This is a genomic window from Arthrobacter sp. MMS24-S77, from assembly GCF_054888235.1.
Genome location: NZ_JBTZRN010000001.1, coordinates 3,158,990 through 3,176,727, shown reverse-complemented (window position 1 = coordinate 3,176,727; position 17,738 = coordinate 3,158,990). Strand labels below are relative to the sequence as shown.

Annotated in this window: 12 protein-coding genes and 1 pseudogene; 9 read left to right on the top strand and 4 right to left on the bottom strand. The window is 61.7% G+C overall.

The window, feature by feature from the left end; genetic code table 11:
- The first annotated feature begins 93 nt into the window (after positions 1–93).
- The 4 genes and pseudogenes from ACX5I4_RS14495 (at position 94) to secA (ending at position 6,091) form a co-directional block, all read left to right on the top strand.
- A complete protein-coding gene (locus tag ACX5I4_RS14495; RefSeq protein ID WP_461838738.1) occupies positions 94–1,056 on the top strand; it encodes a ComF family protein in 963 nt (320 codons plus the stop codon).
- Positions 1,057–1,214: 158 nt separating this feature from the next.
- Complete coding sequence (hpf, locus tag ACX5I4_RS14490; protein WP_461837262.1) at positions 1,215–1,940, top strand: ribosome hibernation-promoting factor, HPF/YfiA family; 726 nt, start codon at positions 1,215–1,217, stop codon at positions 1,938–1,940.
- 32 nt (positions 1,941–1,972) lie between these two features.
- Positions 1,973–3,214 carry a winged helix-turn-helix domain-containing protein gene (locus tag ACX5I4_RS14485; protein WP_461837261.1) on the top strand — a complete coding sequence of 414 codons (1,242 nt, stop codon included), beginning with the start codon at positions 1,973–1,975 and terminating at the stop codon, positions 3,212–3,214.
- A gap of 133 nt (positions 3,215–3,347) precedes the next feature.
- Positions 3,348–6,091: pseudogene (gene secA / locus ACX5I4_RS14480) on the top strand (preprotein translocase subunit SecA).
- A 144-nt stretch (positions 6,092–6,235) separates the two neighbouring features.
- Here secA and ACX5I4_RS14475 read toward each other — a convergent pair.
- Positions 6,236–6,751 carry an Rv3235 family protein gene (locus tag ACX5I4_RS14475; protein WP_461837260.1) on the bottom strand — a complete coding sequence of 172 codons (516 nt, stop codon included), beginning with the start codon at positions 6,749–6,751 and terminating at the stop codon, positions 6,236–6,238.
- A gap of 308 nt (positions 6,752–7,059) precedes the next feature.
- The gene (locus ACX5I4_RS14470) at positions 7,060–7,599 is read right to left on the bottom strand and encodes a hypothetical protein (RefSeq protein ID WP_461837259.1); all 540 of its coding nucleotides are present in this window, start codon (positions 7,597–7,599) and stop codon (positions 7,060–7,062) included.
- 156 nt (positions 7,600–7,755) lie between these two features.
- Here ACX5I4_RS14470 and ACX5I4_RS14465 point away from each other — a divergent pair, with 156 nt between their 5' ends.
- Positions 7,756–8,328 (top strand): hypothetical protein, encoded by a 573-nt coding sequence (locus ACX5I4_RS14465; protein ID WP_461837258.1) that lies wholly within the window; start codon positions 7,756–7,758, stop codon positions 8,326–8,328.
- A gap of 86 nt (positions 8,329–8,414) precedes the next feature.
- On the opposite strand, the gene ACX5I4_RS14460 is transcribed toward ACX5I4_RS14465, so the two are convergent.
- Positions 8,415–8,630, bottom strand: a complete 216-nt coding sequence (locus ACX5I4_RS14460; RefSeq protein ID WP_268021148.1) for a helix-turn-helix domain-containing protein — start codon at positions 8,628–8,630, stop codon at positions 8,415–8,417.
- A 152-nt stretch (positions 8,631–8,782) separates the two neighbouring features.
- Between ACX5I4_RS14460 and ACX5I4_RS14455 the strand changes: the two genes are divergently transcribed.
- Genes ACX5I4_RS14455 through ACX5I4_RS14440 form a run of 4 tightly spaced genes read left to right on the top strand, consistent with a single transcriptional unit; the run spans position 8,783 to position 17,147 of the window.
- Positions 8,783–9,427 (top strand): SAF domain-containing protein, encoded by a 645-nt coding sequence (locus ACX5I4_RS14455; protein ID WP_461837257.1) that lies wholly within the window; start codon positions 8,783–8,785, stop codon positions 9,425–9,427.
- A complete protein-coding gene (locus tag ACX5I4_RS14450; protein WP_461837256.1) occupies positions 9,424–10,737 on the top strand; it encodes an AAA family ATPase in 1,314 nt (437 codons plus the stop codon). Before ACX5I4_RS14455 ends, ACX5I4_RS14450 begins: the two co-directional genes overlap by 4 nt.
- Positions 10,738–10,794: 57 nt before the next feature.
- On the top strand, positions 10,795–15,648 hold the full coding sequence (locus ACX5I4_RS14445; protein ID WP_461837255.1) for an NAD-glutamate dehydrogenase: 4,854 nt from the start codon (positions 10,795–10,797) through the stop codon (positions 15,646–15,648).
- Positions 15,649–15,677: 29 nt separating this feature from the next.
- On the top strand, positions 15,678–17,147 hold the full coding sequence (locus ACX5I4_RS14440; RefSeq protein ID WP_461837254.1) for a sensor histidine kinase: 1,470 nt from the start codon (positions 15,678–15,680) through the stop codon (positions 17,145–17,147).
- Positions 17,148–17,273: 126 nt separating this feature from the next.
- Here ACX5I4_RS14440 and ACX5I4_RS14435 read toward each other — a convergent pair whose 3' ends face one another.
- Positions 17,274–17,522 (bottom strand): WhiB family transcriptional regulator, encoded by a 249-nt coding sequence (locus tag ACX5I4_RS14435; RefSeq protein WP_003804966.1) that lies wholly within the window; start codon positions 17,520–17,522, stop codon positions 17,274–17,276.
- Positions 17,523–17,738 lie beyond the last annotated feature (216 nt).

The following is a 17,738-nucleotide window of genomic DNA, read 5'->3' as shown; positions in this document are numbered from 1 at the left end:
GGGAATGACAACAGGCAGCGCCGCGTGCGTGATCCCGATCTTGTGGTCAGGGGCCATGCCGCACGTCATCGGGGAATTCATCCTGCTCGCTTGATGTGGCTCACACAGGGCCTGGGCGACGCCGTCATTGAGTTGCTGGCCGTTCTGGCTCCCGTTGAATGTGTGTGCTGTGGTGCCGAGGACTCAGCTCTCTGTGGTGTCTGTGCGCGGGAGATACGCCTTTTGTGCGATCGCCCTTTCCGCGCCGAAGGGCAGGCGCCAGCCTTGCTTACGGTGGATGGCTCCGTCCTCCTGCCTGTTGTCGCGGCCGGCCACTATCGGGACGAACTTGCGCAAGCCCTGCTGTCTTTCAAGCACTTAGGCCAGGGACAGCTGGTTTCAACACTCGCTCCTGCCCTGGGGAAGGCCATCCGTGCAGCCGTTGGGGACGGGGTGGATATCTGTGTGGTCCCTGTTCCCAGCAGCAACGCAGCCTTCCGACGCCGCGGATTCAGTCCGGTCCATCTCTTGCTCGGCAATTTGCGGCGCCGGGGCAGCTTGCCAAGCCTGGAGGTGAAGGATGCCTTGAAGAAGGTGGGGCCCGGAATTGCTGTCCAGACCTTCACCCGGGCCCTGCCGGCCTGGTTTCAAAGTATTGCCGACAGGGTTGTGGGCAACGCCTCACGTTGTGTCGACGCCTTCCAATGGGCTGGCGCCGCCCAACGGGCTGGCGCCGCCCAACAGGCTGGCGCCGCCCAACGGGCTGGGCTTGGGCCGTGGGGACCGGGAAGCGGACAAAAGGGCTTGGGCCGTGGGGACCGCGCTCGCCGTGTCCGCGGCTCCATGACTGTTCGGCTGTTCCACGAAGCTTCCCTGGAGGGCAGGGCATGCATTATCGTCGACGACGTCCTCACCACCGGTGCCACCCTCGCTGAAGCGTCCCGGGCAGTAACGGCTGCGGGCGGCACAGTGTGTGGCGCGGTTGTCCTCGCAGCTACTCGGCCGCCGGCAGGAAACGAGCTCCCCCAAATTGCGCGCGAGTGGCAGCCCACGTCGACTCAAACAAAAAATAAGTGACGAAAGGGTGAATTACCCGTGGCGATGAACTAACGTCGGTTATGGGTACCAAGAACAGATGTACCTGTCGATAGCGGCTCGGAAAGGGGCTCGACTGTCCGTCAGATCAGCCCCAAGAAGCGCCCTTATCGTGTCACCTGAGTTGTTTGGAGGGCACCATGGAGTTCATGATCAGCGGCCGTAATCTGACCGTTTCGGATCGCTTCCGCGAGTATGCAGGCGAGAAGATTTCAAAGATTGAATCGCTTGGGGACAAGGTCCAGAGGGTTGACGCGAAGGTTTCAAAGGAAACCAACCCGCGCCAGACACCGGGCCAGCTCACCGTGGAAGTGACAGTTCTGGGCCGGGGCCCTGTGATCCGGGCCGAAGCGAGCGCCGCTGACAAGTTTGCCGCCTTTGATCTCGCCTATAGCAAGCTTCTGGAAAGACTCCGCCGGGCCAAGGACCGCAAGAAGGTCCACCATGGCCGCCACACGCCCAAAGCCGTCCGTGAGGCCACCGCGGCGCTCGAGCCCGCCAGTGCGAGCGAACCCATCTACGTAGAGGCCAGCAATAACCAGGAGCCAACGACGCCACCGGTGGAGACCTCGCCCTACGACGTCGACAACGACATTCCGGCCGGCGATTCCCCGGTCCTGATTCGTCGCAAGGTCTTCCCCGCCGCTTCGCTCACCCTTGATGACGCGGTGGACAACATGGAATTGGTGGGCCACAATTTCTACCTGTTCGTGGACAAGGAAACCAACACCCCGTCGGTTGTCTATCGTCGCCGTGGCTGGACATATGGAGTGATCACCCTCGACTCCACGTGCGAGCCGGGAGACGAAGCCGTGGAGGAAAAGATCCACGCTTACCGCTCGAATGACCAAGCTGCCACAGCCTAGGCAACATTCGTATCTCCCATGAAAGGACTGGCATGGCCGCTTCGCTGAGCCTGTTGCAGGCACGGCGGATTGCATTGGCAGCCCAAGGACTGGACAAGGAACGGCCCACCGGCCCCGTGACTTCACGGACGGTGGGCCGCACCTTTGCCCGGCTTCAGGTGGTGCAGATCGACTCCGTCAATGTCCTTTCACGCAGTCACTACCTCCCCTTTTTCTCAAGACTCGGCAACTACGACCGAAGCATCCTCCACGCAATGGCCGGGCGAAGTCCGCGGCGCATGATGGAGTACTGGGCACACGAGGCCAGCTTCATCCGCCCGGAGCACTTTCAGGACCTGCTGTTGTGGCAAAACCGCAGCTGGGTCGGCGCGGCCCACCTGGAGCGCGGAGTCCGCGAAGATATGGCTAGCCGTATCCTCGACACCCTCGCAACCGGGCGCCCCATGACGGCCGCCCAATTGACAGCGCACTTGGGGCACGAGGAAGAACGCCAGCACGACAACTGGGGTTGGAATTGGAACCTGGTCAAACGGGTTTTGGAGCACTTGTTTGAAGAGGGACTCGTGACGGCTGCGTCAAGGACGGAGCAATTCGAGCGCAGGTACACCCTGACGTCGAGGGTTCTGCCGCCGGGATCGCCTGCAGTCAACGGCCGCTTGGCAAGTTTCCAGGGCGGTGGTGCCGATCTGTCGGCGGCGGCCATGGACCGGCTGATCGACGCCGCAGCCCAGGCCCACGGAATCGGAACAATCCGTTGCTTCGCCGACTATTTCAGGACGCCGGTGAAGGCTGCTGCACCATCGCTCAGCAGGCTCGTTGCCGCCGGGCGCCTGGAGCCGGTCACTGTGCGTGGCTGGGACCGGGTAGTGTATCGGCACGTGGAAGCCCGACTTCCCCGTGCTGCTACCGGCAGGGCGCTGCTCAGCCCGTTTGACTCCCTGGTTTTTGAGCGCAGAAGGCTTGAGGAACTGTTCGGCTTCCATTACCGGATAGAAATCTACACTCCCGCGGAGAGGCGCAAGTTCGGCTACTACGTCCTGCCGTTCCTTCTCCGCGATGCTTTGGTCGCCCGTGTAGACCTCAAAGCCGACCGCTCAGCCAAGCAGCTTCTGGTACGTGCCGCACATGGTGAAGCGGGCGCTCCGGCGGACACCGCCGTCGAGCTCTTCGCAGAGCTGCGGCTCATGGCCGATTGGCTCGGACTCGACGACATCGTCGTGTCACCGAGCGGCGATCTCTCCGCGGCGCTGGCCTCGGTAGAGGCCCGAAACTGAATTCCGCGGACATCCCCAAGCGCGGACGATGCCCGGCTCTCCGCTCTCAGGGAAACGAGGCCGCGTGGTCTTGGTCTCTCCCGTAGACTGAAACCGCCAGAATTCGGCAGCTTGAGACTGGGAGCAACTTTACGTGGCATCACTTATCGAAAAACTTCTCCGCACGGGTGACAAAAAAACCCTGAGGCAACTGCGGACCTATGCCGATTCCATCAACGCCCTCGAAGACTCTTTAAAACCTTTTCCGACGCCGAATTGCGCGAAGAGACTGACAGGCTCCGTGCCCGCCACGAGGACGGTGAGCAGCTGGACGAGCTGTTGCCGGAGGCTTTCGCGGCCGTGCGTGAAGCTTCCTCCCGCACGCTTGGGATGCGCCACTTCGATGTCCAGCTCATGGGTGGGGCCGCTCTGCACCTTGGCAATATCGCCGAGATGAAGACCGGTGAAGGCAAGACCCTCGTGGCCACTGCTCCGGCCTACCTCAATGCCCTTACCGGTAACGGCGTACACGTCGTCACAGTGAACGATTACCTCGCCGAATACCAGTCCGAACTCATGGGCCGCGTCTACCGCTTCCTGGGTCTCAGCAGCGGATGCATCCTGTCCAACCAGGATCCATCAGTGCGCCGGCAGATGTACGCGGCGGACATCACCTACGGCACCAACAACGAATTCGGTTTCGATTACCTGCGAGACAACATGGCGTGGGACAAATCCGAGCTCGTACAGCGCGGCCACAACTTCGCGATTGTCGACGAAGTGGACTCCATCCTCATCGACGAGGCCCGTACCCCGCTCATTATTTCAGGACCCGCCCAAGGTGACACCAATCGCTGGTACAGCGAATTCGCCAAGGTCGTGCTACGCCTCCAGCCGGAAACCGACTACGAAGTCGACGAAAAGAAGCGTACCGTCGGTGTCCTGGAAGCCGGCATCGAGAAGGTCGAGGACTACCTCGGCATTCAGAACCTCTACGAATCCGCCAATACTCCGCTCATTGGCTTCCTGAACAACGCCATCAAGGCCAAGGAGCTCTTCAAGCGGGACAAGGACTACGTCATCCTGGACGGCGAAGTCCTCATCGTCGATGAGCACACCGGCCGCATCCTTGCCGGTCGGCGTTACAACGAGGGCATGCACCAGGCGATCGAAGCCAAGGAAAACGTCGAGATCAAGGCTGAGAACCAGACCCTCGCCACGGTGACCCTGCAGAACTACTTCCGCATGTACTCGAAGCTCTCGGGCATGACCGGAACGGCTGAGACCGAAGCCGCCGAGTTCATGAGCACGTACAAGCTTGGCGTGGTGCCCATTCCCACCAACCGGGATATGCAGCGCATCGACCAGTCGGACCTCGTGTACAAGAACGAAATCGTGAAGTTCGAGGCCGTGGTCAAGGACATCGCGGAACGCCATGAAAAGGGCCAGCCCGTCCTTGTTGGTACCACCAGCGTGGAGAAGAGCGAATACCTTGCCAAGCTGCTGGCCAAGGAAGGCATCCGCCACGAGGTCTTGAACGCAAAGAACCACGCACGCGAAGCGGCCATCGTCGCGCAGGCGGGGCGCAAGGGCGCAGTCACAGTCGCTACGAACATGGCCGGCCGTGGTACTGACATCATGTTGGGCGGCAACGCCGAGTTCACAGCCATCGCCGAACTGGCAAAGCGCGGCCTGGACCCCGAGGAAAACTCCGAGGAATACGAGGCCGCATGGCCCGAGGCGTTTGAAGCCGCGAAGCAGGCAGTCAAGGACGAGCATGAGGAAGTACTCGAACTTGGCGGGCTCTATGTGTTGGGAACGGAACGCCACGAATCCCGTCGAATCGACAACCAGCTCCGCGGCCGCTCGGGCCGCCAAGGTGACCCGGGTGAGTCCCGTTTCTATCTCTCGCTGACCGATGACCTCATGAGGCTTTTCAACTCCGGCGCCGCCGAGCGCCTCATGAACAGCTCTGTGCCGGACGACGTCGCGCTCGAATCCAAGCTCGTGTCGCGTGCAATCGCTTCGGCCCAGGGCCAGGTTGAAGGCCGAAACGCCGAGCAGCGCAAGAACGTCCTCAAATACGACGACGTCCTGAACCGCCAGCGTGAAGCCATCTACGGCGACCGTCGGAGGATCCTCGAGGGAGACGACCTGCACGAAAAGGTCCAGTTCTTCCTCGAAGACACCATCAATGCCCTGATCGACGCTGCAACGGCGGAGGGAACCGGGGACGATTGGGACTTCCACCAGCTGTGGACCAGCCTCAAGACCCTGTATCCGGTGACGGTCACGTCCCAGGACATCATTGACGAAGCCGGTGGAAAATCCCGCGTTTCCGTGGAATTCCTCAAGAACGAGATCCTTTCGGACGCACAGCTCGTCTACAAGGAGCGGGAGGAAGCCATCGGCTCGGAGAACATGCGCGAGCTGGAGCGCAGGGTTGTCCTCTCGGTCCTCGGACGCAAGTGGCAGGAACATCTCTATGAGATGGACTACCTCAAAGAGGGCATCGGCCTTCGTGCAATGGCCCAAAGGGATCCCCTGGTCGAGTACCAGCGCGAAGGGTTCATGATGTTCCAAAGCATGATGGAGGCTATCCGCGAGGAGAGCGTTGGCTTCCTCTACAACCTCGAAGTCGAAGTCACGCCCGCCGAAGACGTGGTAGTCGTGGACGGCAGCCCCGAGGGCGGTCACGTGGAACATCACGATCCGCAAATCCATGCGGCCGGCCTCGAAGCTCCGGAGAAGCCTGTTCAGCTGCAGTACACAGCGCCCGGTGAGGATGGTGCGAGCCAGACTCGGGTAGAAGGTCGGTCCTCAGGACGCTCAGGCAACCCCGCCAAGGCCGCCGCCGAAGACAAACAGCGCGGGACCAGCAAGAAGAAGCGCCGCTAGCCCGGTCGTTGCAAGACGCGTAGAGCTGGCAGCCACACGTGGCTCGCAGACATACAGCTCCAGACGTGTACTGCGAAAACGGAGAAGGACCTAAGCCCTTAGGTCCTTCTCCGTTTCCCCGTGCCGTCCTTGGTGGACTTCGCCTCAGCCGATTTCGAGGGCAGTGACCTTCCATGCGCCATTGCCTCCTTCAAGCCTCATGGCTACGGCGCGGGAGCGGAGTTCTTCGGAGACAACCAGGCTGGCCTCGTACACGCCTTGCTTCACCGGGCAGACACGAACCGAGCGGACCACCGGATTGCTGTGAAGCCGTGACCGCCCGCCCTGGGCGCGGGCTGCATGGGCACGGGTCAGCGCCGCCCGGTGTTGGAGTGCGGTGAGGCATCTGGGATCCAGGGACCGCGAGAGCTGCTGGGCGGGGCGCGTGCCGGCAAGGACCTCGACCGCGGCTTGGGCGATGCTGCGGGCCAGCGTGCGTATTTCCCCATCTAGGCTGACCACGTCGGCCACTTTGCGGAGAGAACGCAGGCCCTGGCGGGACGAACCGTCCACCTTGGCTTTGGCGCGAGACGAGACCCCGAATGAAGGAGGGGTGATTCGTGGCGAAGTCGCCGTCCGGGATGCTTCGGGCAGGGCATGGATAGTTGATGTTGCGCTCATGGATTTCCTTGGTTGAATCGGTCGGTTGCTAACGGATGGCGGGTTGGCTGCGGAAGGTTTGGTTCGGACGGTTCAGTCACGGGGCGGTGGTTGGAGGATTTGACCCGGGACGAGGAGCCCAGGGTCGTTTCCGATGACATGCCGGTTTGCCGCGTACCACTTTGGCCAGTGGAGGGCAATGTCGACGTCGCTGGCCATCGGGCCAAGCTGCCTTGCGGCAATTGACCACAGTGAATCTCCCCGGCTCACCACTACCGTGCGCTGACCGGGCGAATCCGGCATTTCTGAGGTTCGCTGCGGTGCGGACCCTAGGAGACCCGGCTCGGTAGCAGGCGCACGTGGTTGCCAGCGCGGTTCGATCTTCGAAGGATCGGACTCAATCGACGGCAGGGGGAAAGGCGCGTAGACGGGACTGCGGCTGGTGCCCACTCGGCGGAAACGGCACTGGATGCAGTTGTCCCGCCAGCGGGGCTCCACGCAGGTTCAACTGGTGCCGGGGCCGCATTCGCCAGCGGAATTCCCACGAGGTTCAGGCCAAGAATTGCCACAGCCAGTCTGCGCATGAAAGCGGGACTGAGCTTGGCGGCGATGGTGGCCCTGCTGCCTTTGCCCGATTGCCGGAGGACCTCGGCGGCAATGGCCAGAAGGAGCGTCGCAATCCACCACGCGACGATGGCCAGACCGACACCCGTTGCCACAAATCCCAGAAGATCTTCAAACATCGGTGTCTGGTGACGCCCCGCTGCAACGTGCCATCTGTCAGTCAAGATCAGTCCGGTGGCAGCGAGCGAAAGTCCGAGAGTCAGAATGGCCGCGGCCATTGCAGCGTCGTTCCGAACCGTTCTCATGGTCTGTTCCATGGGTTCCCCTTACCCAGTTGATATCATTTGATGCTGTTTAATGAAACTTGAACCATTTTGATCATATTAAGCGTCACTTGTCTAGAGTTGCGTGTTCGACGAAGGAAAATTGACCCGCAGAGGGTACCCGCTTACGCTGACGCAATGCGTTGGGATGCTCTGTTTAACGACATGGAGGCACAGCTAGCCTCTGAACACCTGCTGGGACTTGAGTCCGAAATTTCAGAACGGGCCCGGGTGGAGATCGCCGGAATCGAAGTCTTTGACAGGCTGCGTGGAGCAATCGGCCGGAAGATTGATGTGAAGCTTCGCTCGGGGACACTTGTTTCCGGGGCTGTGAGTCATGTCGGGAGCGAATGGCTGGTCCTGGACGAGGGACGCCACCAGTGGCTGGTGCCGGCAGCGGCGGTACTGACGTATCAGGGACTTGGCCGCCAAGCGTGGGCAAGCCAATCCAAGGCGGCGCAACGCCTTGGCTTGGCAAGCGCACTCCGGATGCTGGCCCGGGACAGGTCGGAACTGGCAGTCCATTTGCTTGAGTCGACGCCGGAAGAAAGGGCCATGCGCGGCGTCGTTGACCGCGTGGGCAAGGACCATTTTGATCTCGCAGTCATGATGCCGGGCGAAGTGCGCCGGTCCGGCAATGTTGTTTCCGTGGCGACAGTTCCGTTTCAGTCCCTGGCTGCGCTGCGTTCACTGCGGGGCCAAGACCTCTAGCTCGGGCGGTGACTCTCCGGCACCGTCATCCCTTTGGTGCCTGGGAGCTTTTGAGTGCTTGGGAGCTTCCGAATGCTTGCCGGGGATCAGGAGGACTTGGATTTGGCCTCTTGGATCATCCTGCTCGCCTCGGCATAGCGTTCCTCGATGTACTGCTCCAGCATCTTTTCTTCGACGCGCCACTGGCCCCTGCCGCCCACCTGAATTGCTTTGAGTTCTCCGCTTCGCACCAAGGCGTATGCCTGCGGCGAGTTGATCTGAAGCTGTTCGGCGACGTCAGCCAAGGTGAGGAATCGGGGCATGCCTCTATTTTGCCACTGTTGAATCCATTTGCTGAGGTTATCCACAGTTTGACGTCATTTGCAGAATTTGACTTTTGGAATCTGCCTGTATGCGGTCAGAATAAGGGCCACTGAAGGCTACGGCCGACGATCTACGCGATTGGGGGAGCAAGGTGAGTGCAATTAGCGCAGCCGCCGCGGCGCGGCTCAAGAAGCCGTCATGGAGGGATCCGCGCCTTTTGGTGGGGATTCTCTTGGTCCTGGCATCGTTGGCTGGAGTCATCGCCCTCGTTGGAACGGCGGACCGCACCATCCAGGTGTATGCGGCGCGCGAGCCGATTGCCGTGGGCCAGAAAGTGAGCAAGGACGATCTTGCGGTTGTCAAAGTGCGGCTCGACGATGTCGAGTCCAGCTACGTGACTTTGGCCGACGGCCTGCCCGAAGGGAGGGTCGCCGTCCAAAGAATCGCCAAGAACCAACTTGTCCCGCAGGAAAGCCTGGGAGCGGCCGATACCCTGAACCGCAAACCTGTTGCGATTTCGATTCAGGAGTCCTTGCCCACCCAAGCCGTAGCTGGTTCCCGGGTGGACGTCTGGGTTGCGCTCCCTGATGCTCGTAACGGCTTCGGCACGCCGCAGCTATTGTTGCCCAGTGCGGAAATCGCCCAGGTCACCGAGGGTGCATCCACGCTCGGAGCGTCCAAGGAGAAGGTAGTGCTGGTACTTGTGACGGACGAGCAGATGCCGAAACTTCTTGGCGCCCAGGCGAATAAAGCGAAGGTTGCCGTGGTCTGGAACCCGGGCGGTGCCCGCAAGTGAGCATCCCCGTTGTCACAGTCGGGCAGTCCAGGGAAGATTTGGTTGGAGGACTCGAGCGGCTCCATGGGCCGGTGACCGTCGTGCGCCGATGTGCTGAACTCGCCGAACTGCTGGCCGCGTGCCAAAGCGGTCTAGCTCGTGCAGCGGTCATAGCCGAAGGTACCAAGGAGCTGACGGCATCGCTGGTAGACCGGCTGGCGGCCGTCGGCGTGTCCATTGTTGCCCTGAGCGATGACCAGGCGGAGGTGGTGCGCCTGCGCAGTATCGGCGTCGTGACAGCCTCGCTGGGGGTGGATTCGGCGACGCTGGCTTCCAAGATCTCCGATTCAGTAGGCCAATTGTCCGGGCAGGGGAGCCAACACGCAGAGGAGCGGGGTTCCAGTTACGCGGACACCGCCGCAGAACTCCGCCCCTCCGATATTGAGGAAGCAGCAGAACGGTCGCCTGCAGGTGCCGGCCGGATCATCGCGGTCTGGGGACCCACTGGAGCGCCGGGCCGAACACTTGTGGCGGTGAACATCGCCGCGGAACTCGCGTCCGAGGGCAAGTCCGTGATCCTTGTCGATGCGGACAGCTACGGGGCCAGCGTCGCGGCCTCGCTGGGTCTGTTGGACGAATCCGCCGGACTGGCGCAGGCTTGCCGGTTGGCAGACCAAGGATTGCTGGACGTTGAATCCCTCAAACGGATCGCAGTGCCTGTCTTCACCAAGGCCGGTAGCTTTCGGGTTCTGACAGGCGTAACCCGCGCGGACCGGTGGACCGAACTCCGCGCCGCTGCGCTCGCCGCAGTATTGGAGTGTGCCAGGGATGTAGCCGAGGCCGTTGTGGTCGATGCAGGATTCTGCCTCGAAGCCGATGAGGAACTCAGTTTCGACAGCATGGCACCCCGACGCAATGCCTCCACTCTCCGCAGTATCGAACTGGCGGACACCATTTACGCAGTGGGTGCTGCCGACGCAATCGGAGTTCCGAGACTCGTGCGTGGCCTCGCGGAGCTCGAACGGGCCGTCCCGCAAGCCGTTCCCCTGGTGGTTTTGAACAAGGTCCGGGCAGCAGCTGCCGGCCGATCACCTGAACGTGAGCTTCGCGAAGCCTGGGAACGATATGGGCCTGGCTCCGGCATCGAAGTGTTTCTTCCGTCCGACCCGGAGGCCTGCGACGCTGCCCTTCTATCCGGCTCTGTGCTTTTGGAAACAGCGCCTGAATCTGCCTTGCGGCACGCAATCGCCAAAATGGTCTGTGCACCCGTCCAGCAAAATGGCAAATCCTCTGTCATTTATTCCAGAGCAAGGCGGCGGCTAAAGCGTTAGGCTCGCCATGTGGGCTGCAAGGACGCAGCAATCAAGATGTGATGGAGGCGTTTGTCGATGTCGTCAGGATCCAGCGTGGAGGATCGTTCTAAACCTGCAGTAGTCCGTGAAGGGTTCTTCGGGGACTACTACGAGCATCTCGCAGAGGAGGACGCCCGCGGATACGCTGCCGAGCAATTGACCTCCAGGGCGGACGCGCACCGGGAAGTAGGAAAGAGCCGGAAACCGGGCACCGCCAACGTCAAGATTTCCAACGAGGCAGATCGCAGCATTCTGTACATCGTCACGGATGACATGCCGTTCCTGGTGGATTCCGTGAATGCCGAGCTCGTACGCCAGAACTGCGCCATCCGGCTCGTCATGCATCCGCTCTTCGTGGTTTCGCGTGATCACCTGTCAGGCGATCTCACCGGCATCGCCCGGGTGCCCTCCAACATAGGTATCTCGAGCGGTGATACCGCAGCGATGCCGAATGTTGCCCACCTGATCGCGCAGGGCGACAACGTCTCCCACATGGAGTCCTGGATCGCCGTCGAGGTTGACAGGGTGGCGGACGACTTCCAGCAGGAACTCGTAGACGGAATCCACCGCGTCCTGAACGACGTCCGCGCCGCCGTCGAAGACTGGCCCAAGATGCGCACGAAGGCGCTGGAACTGGCATCATCCCTGGACAAGGTGGCCCACCCCGAAGACATTGCTGAGCTCAGGCAAGCACAGGATCTCCTGCGCTGGCTGGACAACGGCAATTTCACGTTTCTCGGTTACCGCGAATACGACCTCATCACCGAGAACGGTGAAGACGTCCTTGAGTTGCGCGAAGCAAGCGGTTTGGGGCTCTTGAGGGCGGGGGACCACCCGCACCAAATCCAGCACCTCACCGACGCAGGACGCAGGAAGGCCCGCGAGAAGCGCGCCTTGGTCATCACGAAGGCCAACTCTCGCTCTACTGTGCACCGCCCCGCGTACCTTGACTACATCGGAGTCAAGAGCTTTGACGTCGCAGGCAACGTCAACGGCGAGCGCCGCTTTATCGGGCTCTTCGCCACGAGCGCGTACACCGGTTCCGTGCGGAACATCCCCATCGTCCGGGAAAAGGTCGACGCCGTGCTCCGCTCAGCGGGTTTCCCGCAGGACTCCCATTCCGGCAAGGACCTCGTAGGTATTCTCGAGACTTACCCGCGTGATGAACTCTTCCAGATTGAGACCGACGATCTGGCCACGACTGCTTTGGGCATCCAACGGCTTCAGGAGCGGCGCCGTACGAAGCTCTTCTTGCGTCCGGATATCTACGGACAATTCATGTCCGCCCTGGTCTACCTGCCCCGCGATCGCTACACCACCAATGTCCGGCAGCGAATTGAACAGGAACTCCGCGAGACATTCGAAGCCGAGAGCATCGATTACGAAGCCCGCATCACAGAGTCCGCGCTCGCGAGGGTATTCTTCCGCATCCGGCTGCCGCGTGAGGCGGAACTTCGCGACGTCGACGCCGGAGAGCTCGAAAAGCGCCTCGTCCGGGCCTCACGGTCCTGGGCTGAAGGAATTGCGGAGGTGCTCCGCGAGAACACGAGTACATCGGACGCCGAGGCGCTTTCCGCCCTCTGGACCGATGCGTTCCCCGCTGGCTACCGTGTGGACTACGAAGTCGAGGACGCCCTTCAGGACATTGAGCGCTTTGAGAAGTACGGCGCCACGGTCGATCGCGACGCCGTCGCCGTCCAGGCGGCCCCTGGGGTGCATGTCTACCTGCCCGATGGTGCCGGTGAGCTCCTTGAAGAGGATGCCCGCGTCAAGCTTTACCTCTTGGAACCCAAGAGCCTGAGCCAGATCCTGCCCTACTTCCACAACCTTGGCCTTGAGGTTCTGGACGAGCGGCCTTTCGAAATAGAAACTGCCGACCACCGGGACTTCTTCCTCTACGACCTCGGCCTGAAGTACCCCGCCGGCGTCGACCCGGTGGCTACCGGCCAGCTCTTGGCGGATTCCTTTAGTGCAGCCGTGACCGGCACGGTGGAATCCGACAGTTTCGACCGCCTGGTGCTCCGCGAGGGAATCCACTGGCGCCAAGTGGTGATGCTCCGCGCTTATGCGAAGTATATGCGCCAGATGGGGAACACCAACTCCTTCGAGTTTATTGCGGACACACTCCTCGCCAACCCCGAGGTTGCCCGTGGCCTGATCGATCTCTTCGGAGCCCGCTTTGATCCTGTATCAGCTGACGCCGCACGTCCGGCCCGCCAGGACACCGCCCGCGCCACGCTCGCCGAAGCGATTGACCAAGTCGCCACGCTCGACGCCGACCGCGTCCTGCGGACTTTCGTCAACCTCATCGAGTCGACGCTGCGCACGAACTACTTCCAAGGCAAGTCATACGTCAGCTTCAAGCTGGATCCGACCAAGATCGATGGTCTGCCGTTCCCGCGGCCAAAGTACGAGATCTGGGTATACTCGCCCCGTGTTGAAGGCGTGCACTTGCGCTTCGGCAAGGTGGCTCGAGGCGGCCTGCGGTGGTCGGACCGCCGTGAGGACTTCCGGACCGAGATCCTCGGCCTGGTCAAGGCACAGACGGTGAAGAATGCTGTCATTGTGCCCACCGGCGCCAAGGGCGGTTTCTTTGCGAAGCAGCTCCCGGATCCCGCACTTGACCGCGCAGCTTGGATGGCCGAGGGCATCGAAAGCTACAAGACTTTCATTCGCGGTCTACTCGACCTCACCGACAACCTCGTGACTACAGCCGACGGCGAAAGGATTGTGCCGCCGTCGGACGTTGTCCGTCAGGATGACGACGATTCGTACTTGGTGGTGGCTGCGGACAAGGGCACGGCGACGTTCTCGGACACTGCCAACGGCCTTGCCGCCGAGTACGGATTCTGGCTAGGCGACGCGTTCGCTTCCGGTGGCTCGGTTGGCTACGACCACAAGGCAATGGGCATCACAGCCCGCGGCGCGTGGGAATCGGTCAAGCGCCACTTCAGCGAGCTGGATCTGGACACCCAGACCGAGGAATTCACCGTGGTTGGCGTAGGCGACATGTCCGGAGACGTGTTCGGAAATGGAATGCTTCTCTCCAAGCACATCCGCCTGTTGGCCGCCTTCGACCACCGCCACATCTTCCTGGACCCGACGCCGGACGCCGCTTCCTCCTTCGATGAACGGCAGCGTCTCTTCGATCTGCCGCGTTCCTCCTGGGATGACTATGACCGCTCGCTCATCAGTGCAGGCGGCGGTGTCTTTCCGCGCCAGGCCAAGGTTATCCCGATCTCTCCAGAGATCCGCAGCGCCCTCGGCCTTCCGGACGGAACGGTCCAGCTGAGCCCTCCGGAACTTCTGCGTGCCATACTCCTCGCGCCGGCAGATCTCCTGTACAACGGCGGGATCGGGACGTATATCAAGGCCAGCACCGAGTCCCATGCCGAAGTGGGGGACAAGGCGAACGACGGCATCCGAGTGAACGGCCGCGAGCTGCGCGTCAAGGTTGTCGGTGAAGGCGGCAACCTCGGAATGACGCAGCGCGGACGCATCGAGGCAGCGCTGCAGGGCGTCATCCTCAACACTGATGCCATCGACAACTCTGCCGGCGTGGATTGCTCCGACCATGAGGTCAACATCAAGATCTTCGTCGACCGGATGGTTGCCGCCGGGAAACTTGACGCTTCCGAGCGCACATCCTTCCTTGCCGACATGACTGACGAGGTTGGGCGCCTTGTGCTCGAAGACAACATTGATCAGAACATCCTGTTGCTCAACGACCGCACACGCGTCGCCGAATGGAGCCCGAGCTACGAGCGCCTGATGGACTGGCTCGAGAAGTCTGCTGATCTCAAGCGGGACCTTGAAGCCCTGCCGACCACCGACACACTGCGCGAACGGTTGGAACAAGGCCAGGGCCTGACGTCTCCGGAACTGTCCGTCCTCGCCGCATATGCCAAGATCGAATTGGGGTCGGCATTGCGCGACAGCGACCTGGCGGACGATCCTTGGTTCCGTAAGACGATCCGCTCGTACTTCCCGAAACAGCTCCGGGAACGGTTCGATGCCGAACTGGACACGCATCCTTTGCGTCGCGAGATCATCGCGACCGTGGTTGCCAATGACATGATCAACCTGGGCGGCATTACCTTCGCCTTCCGCACGATGGAGGAGACCTCGGCCACCGAGGTTGCCGTGGCAAAGGCGTTTGTCGCTCTCCGGGAGATCTACGAACTCGACTCGATGGTCAAGGAGCTCAATGCCCTGCCGGCTTCGTTCCCCACGGAGCATTGGAGCACCGTCCACCTCGACATCCGGAGGCTTCTGGACCGCGCGGTTCGCTGGTTGCTGAGCCAGGGCAACGCTTCAAAGCCGATCTCGGAGGTCGTTGCGGAGTTCAAGCCGATGATGGATCCAATGAGGGCCCGGGTGCTCGACTACCTGCGCGGCAGCGACAAGGAGCGCGTCACCGCTTGGCTTGAAAAGGCACGTGCGTGGGGTTTGCCGGACGAGCTTGCCCATCGCTGGGCTGAGCTTTTCGAGAGCTTCGTGCTCCTGGACATCGCCAAGATTGCGCAAAGCCGCGACGCCCGGGTGGAAGAGGTCAGCAATGTCTACTACACGGTGTTTGACCGTTTCCATGTAGATTCGCTGCTCGAGCGGATCACCGCGCTCCCGCGTGACGACCGGTGGCAGGCGCTTGCCCGTGCAGCTCTGCGCGACGATCTCTACTCGACCGTGGCGGACATGACGTTGTCGGTGCTCGAATCGACCGACGCCGGTCTCGACGCCGAAGCCCGTTTGCGGGCTTGGGAGGACCTCAACGCCGAGCAGCTAGGTCGTGCGAAGAGCATGTTTGACGAGGTCAACGCGCTGGAGGCCGACGACATGGCTTCGCTGTCGGTAGCATTGAGGCTCTTGAGGTCAATCGTTCGACGCTAGGGACAACCCCGGCGTTATATGGAGGTGCAGTGGCAATCTTTACAGACCCCATCAGGGAGCACGCTGATTTCGGGCCTGGAGATGCCGAATGGCTGCACCTCCTGGTCGGCGACTGGCAGATGGTCGCCGACCTTGCGTTCGCAGACTTGGCCTTGTGGTTTCCGCATCCGGAATTCGGCTACATCGCGCTGGCACACGTCAGGCCTTCGACGAGCCACACGGTGTTTCATGCGGACTTTGTCGGGGAAGGCATCCGATCGGATCTGCAACCGATAGTCGACAAGGCATGGTCCAGCCGTTCAATCGAACGCTCCAGTGAAACGAGCTGGAGCAGCGAGATGGCGCTGCGGGTTGAAGCCGTGCCCATGGTCAGGAACGGGCGGACCCTCGCCGTCGTCACGTCGCACATGGACCTCTCCAGTTCGCGGATGCCTTCCCGCCTGGAGCTGACGTACAGGCAATGCGCCTACGATTTGCTCCGCATGGGAACCCTGGGACTGTGGCCTGACTTCGCTTCACCCACGGGCTCTCGCCGCGGCGCGCCCCGTGTGGGGGACGGCCTGATCAGGCTCGACGCGGACGGGATCGTGCAGTACGCGAGTCCGAACGGTGTTTCCGCATTCCGCCGCCTCGGCGAGGTGGAGACCTTGGAAGGGCGGTCTCTCGCGGAGGTAACCGCAGGGCTCCTCAAGGACCGGCGCATGGTGGACGAGACTTTGCCGTTGGTAGTCACTGGCCGGATGCCGTGGCGGAGCGAGATTGAGTCCCGCGGCGTGAGCCTGTCATTGCGCGCGATTCCGTTGCGCGATGAAAAGCATCGCTTCGGTGCCTTGGTCTTGTGCCGCGACGTGTCCGAACTACGACGCCGCGAGCTTGAGCTTGTTACCAAGGATGCCACCATCCGCGAAATCCACCACCGCGTCAAAAACAATCTGCAGACTGTGGCCGCCTTGCTGCGCATGCAGTCGCGACGCATGGTCAGCGATGAGGCGAAGCAAGGCCTGGAACAGGCAATGCGGCGGGTGGCGACCATTGCGCTGGTGCACGAGACGCTTTCGCAGGGGCTCACTCAGAGCGTGGACTTTGATGAGCTGATCGGACGCCAGTTCCGGCTCTCGGCCGAAGTAGCGTCCCCATCGCAGCATGTCCGGACCGAGCGCTCAGGTCTGTTCGGTGAATTGCCGAGCGACTTTGCTACACCTCTTGCCCTGGTCATCAACGAGCTCGTGACGAATGCCGTGGAACACGGCCTCGAAGGCCGGGCCGGAACTGTATGGTTGATGGCCGATCGTTCGACAGGGGAGCGCGGCGATGAACTCCTGACCGTGACGATCGCCGATGATGGCGTTGGACTGCCCGAGGGGTCGTACACAGAAGGCCTCGGCCTTCAGATTGTGCGGACGCTTGTCACGAGCGAGTTGGGTGGCAGCATCCAGTGGATGCCCCGCGAAGGGGGCGGCACCGCCGTCGAGATCGTCCTGAGCCTGGAGCGAAGCTGACACCAGGGACACGTCACCCGGTGTGTTGGCAGCCGGCGAGACATACAAGGATGGCCCGGACCTTGGTCCGGGCCATCCTTGTATGTTCTGTTCGCTTCGGGCGGCGTGTTCTCTTGCCGTAGGCGTTTAGGAAGCGCGGCGTGCGCGGGCGGCGCGGCGCTTGAGCGCGCGGCGCTCGTCTTCGCTCATGCCGCCCCAGACGCCGGCATCCTGGCCCGACTCAAGAGCCCACTGAAGGCATGTGTCCACGACAGGACAGCGACGGCAGACACTCTTCGCTTCCTCGATCTGGAGAAGCGCAGGGCCGGTGTTGCCTACTGGGAAGAAAAGCTCCGGGTCCTTGTCAAGGCAGGCTGCGCGGTTACGCCAATCCATGCTGATCAGTCACTCCATTCGTGAGTACTAGTTGAGCCTTTTGTGAAAATATTCACGAGAGGCTTCATAGGAAAGGGGACCCATTGGGCCCCCTTGGTCGTCTCAGTCAAGCGTGTCATGTTAACGCCATGTAAACAAGGGGTTCAAGCCGTTGAAACCGTGAGCGATGCATCACATTGGCTGCCGGTCTACTCACAGGTACTCGACTATGTCCGG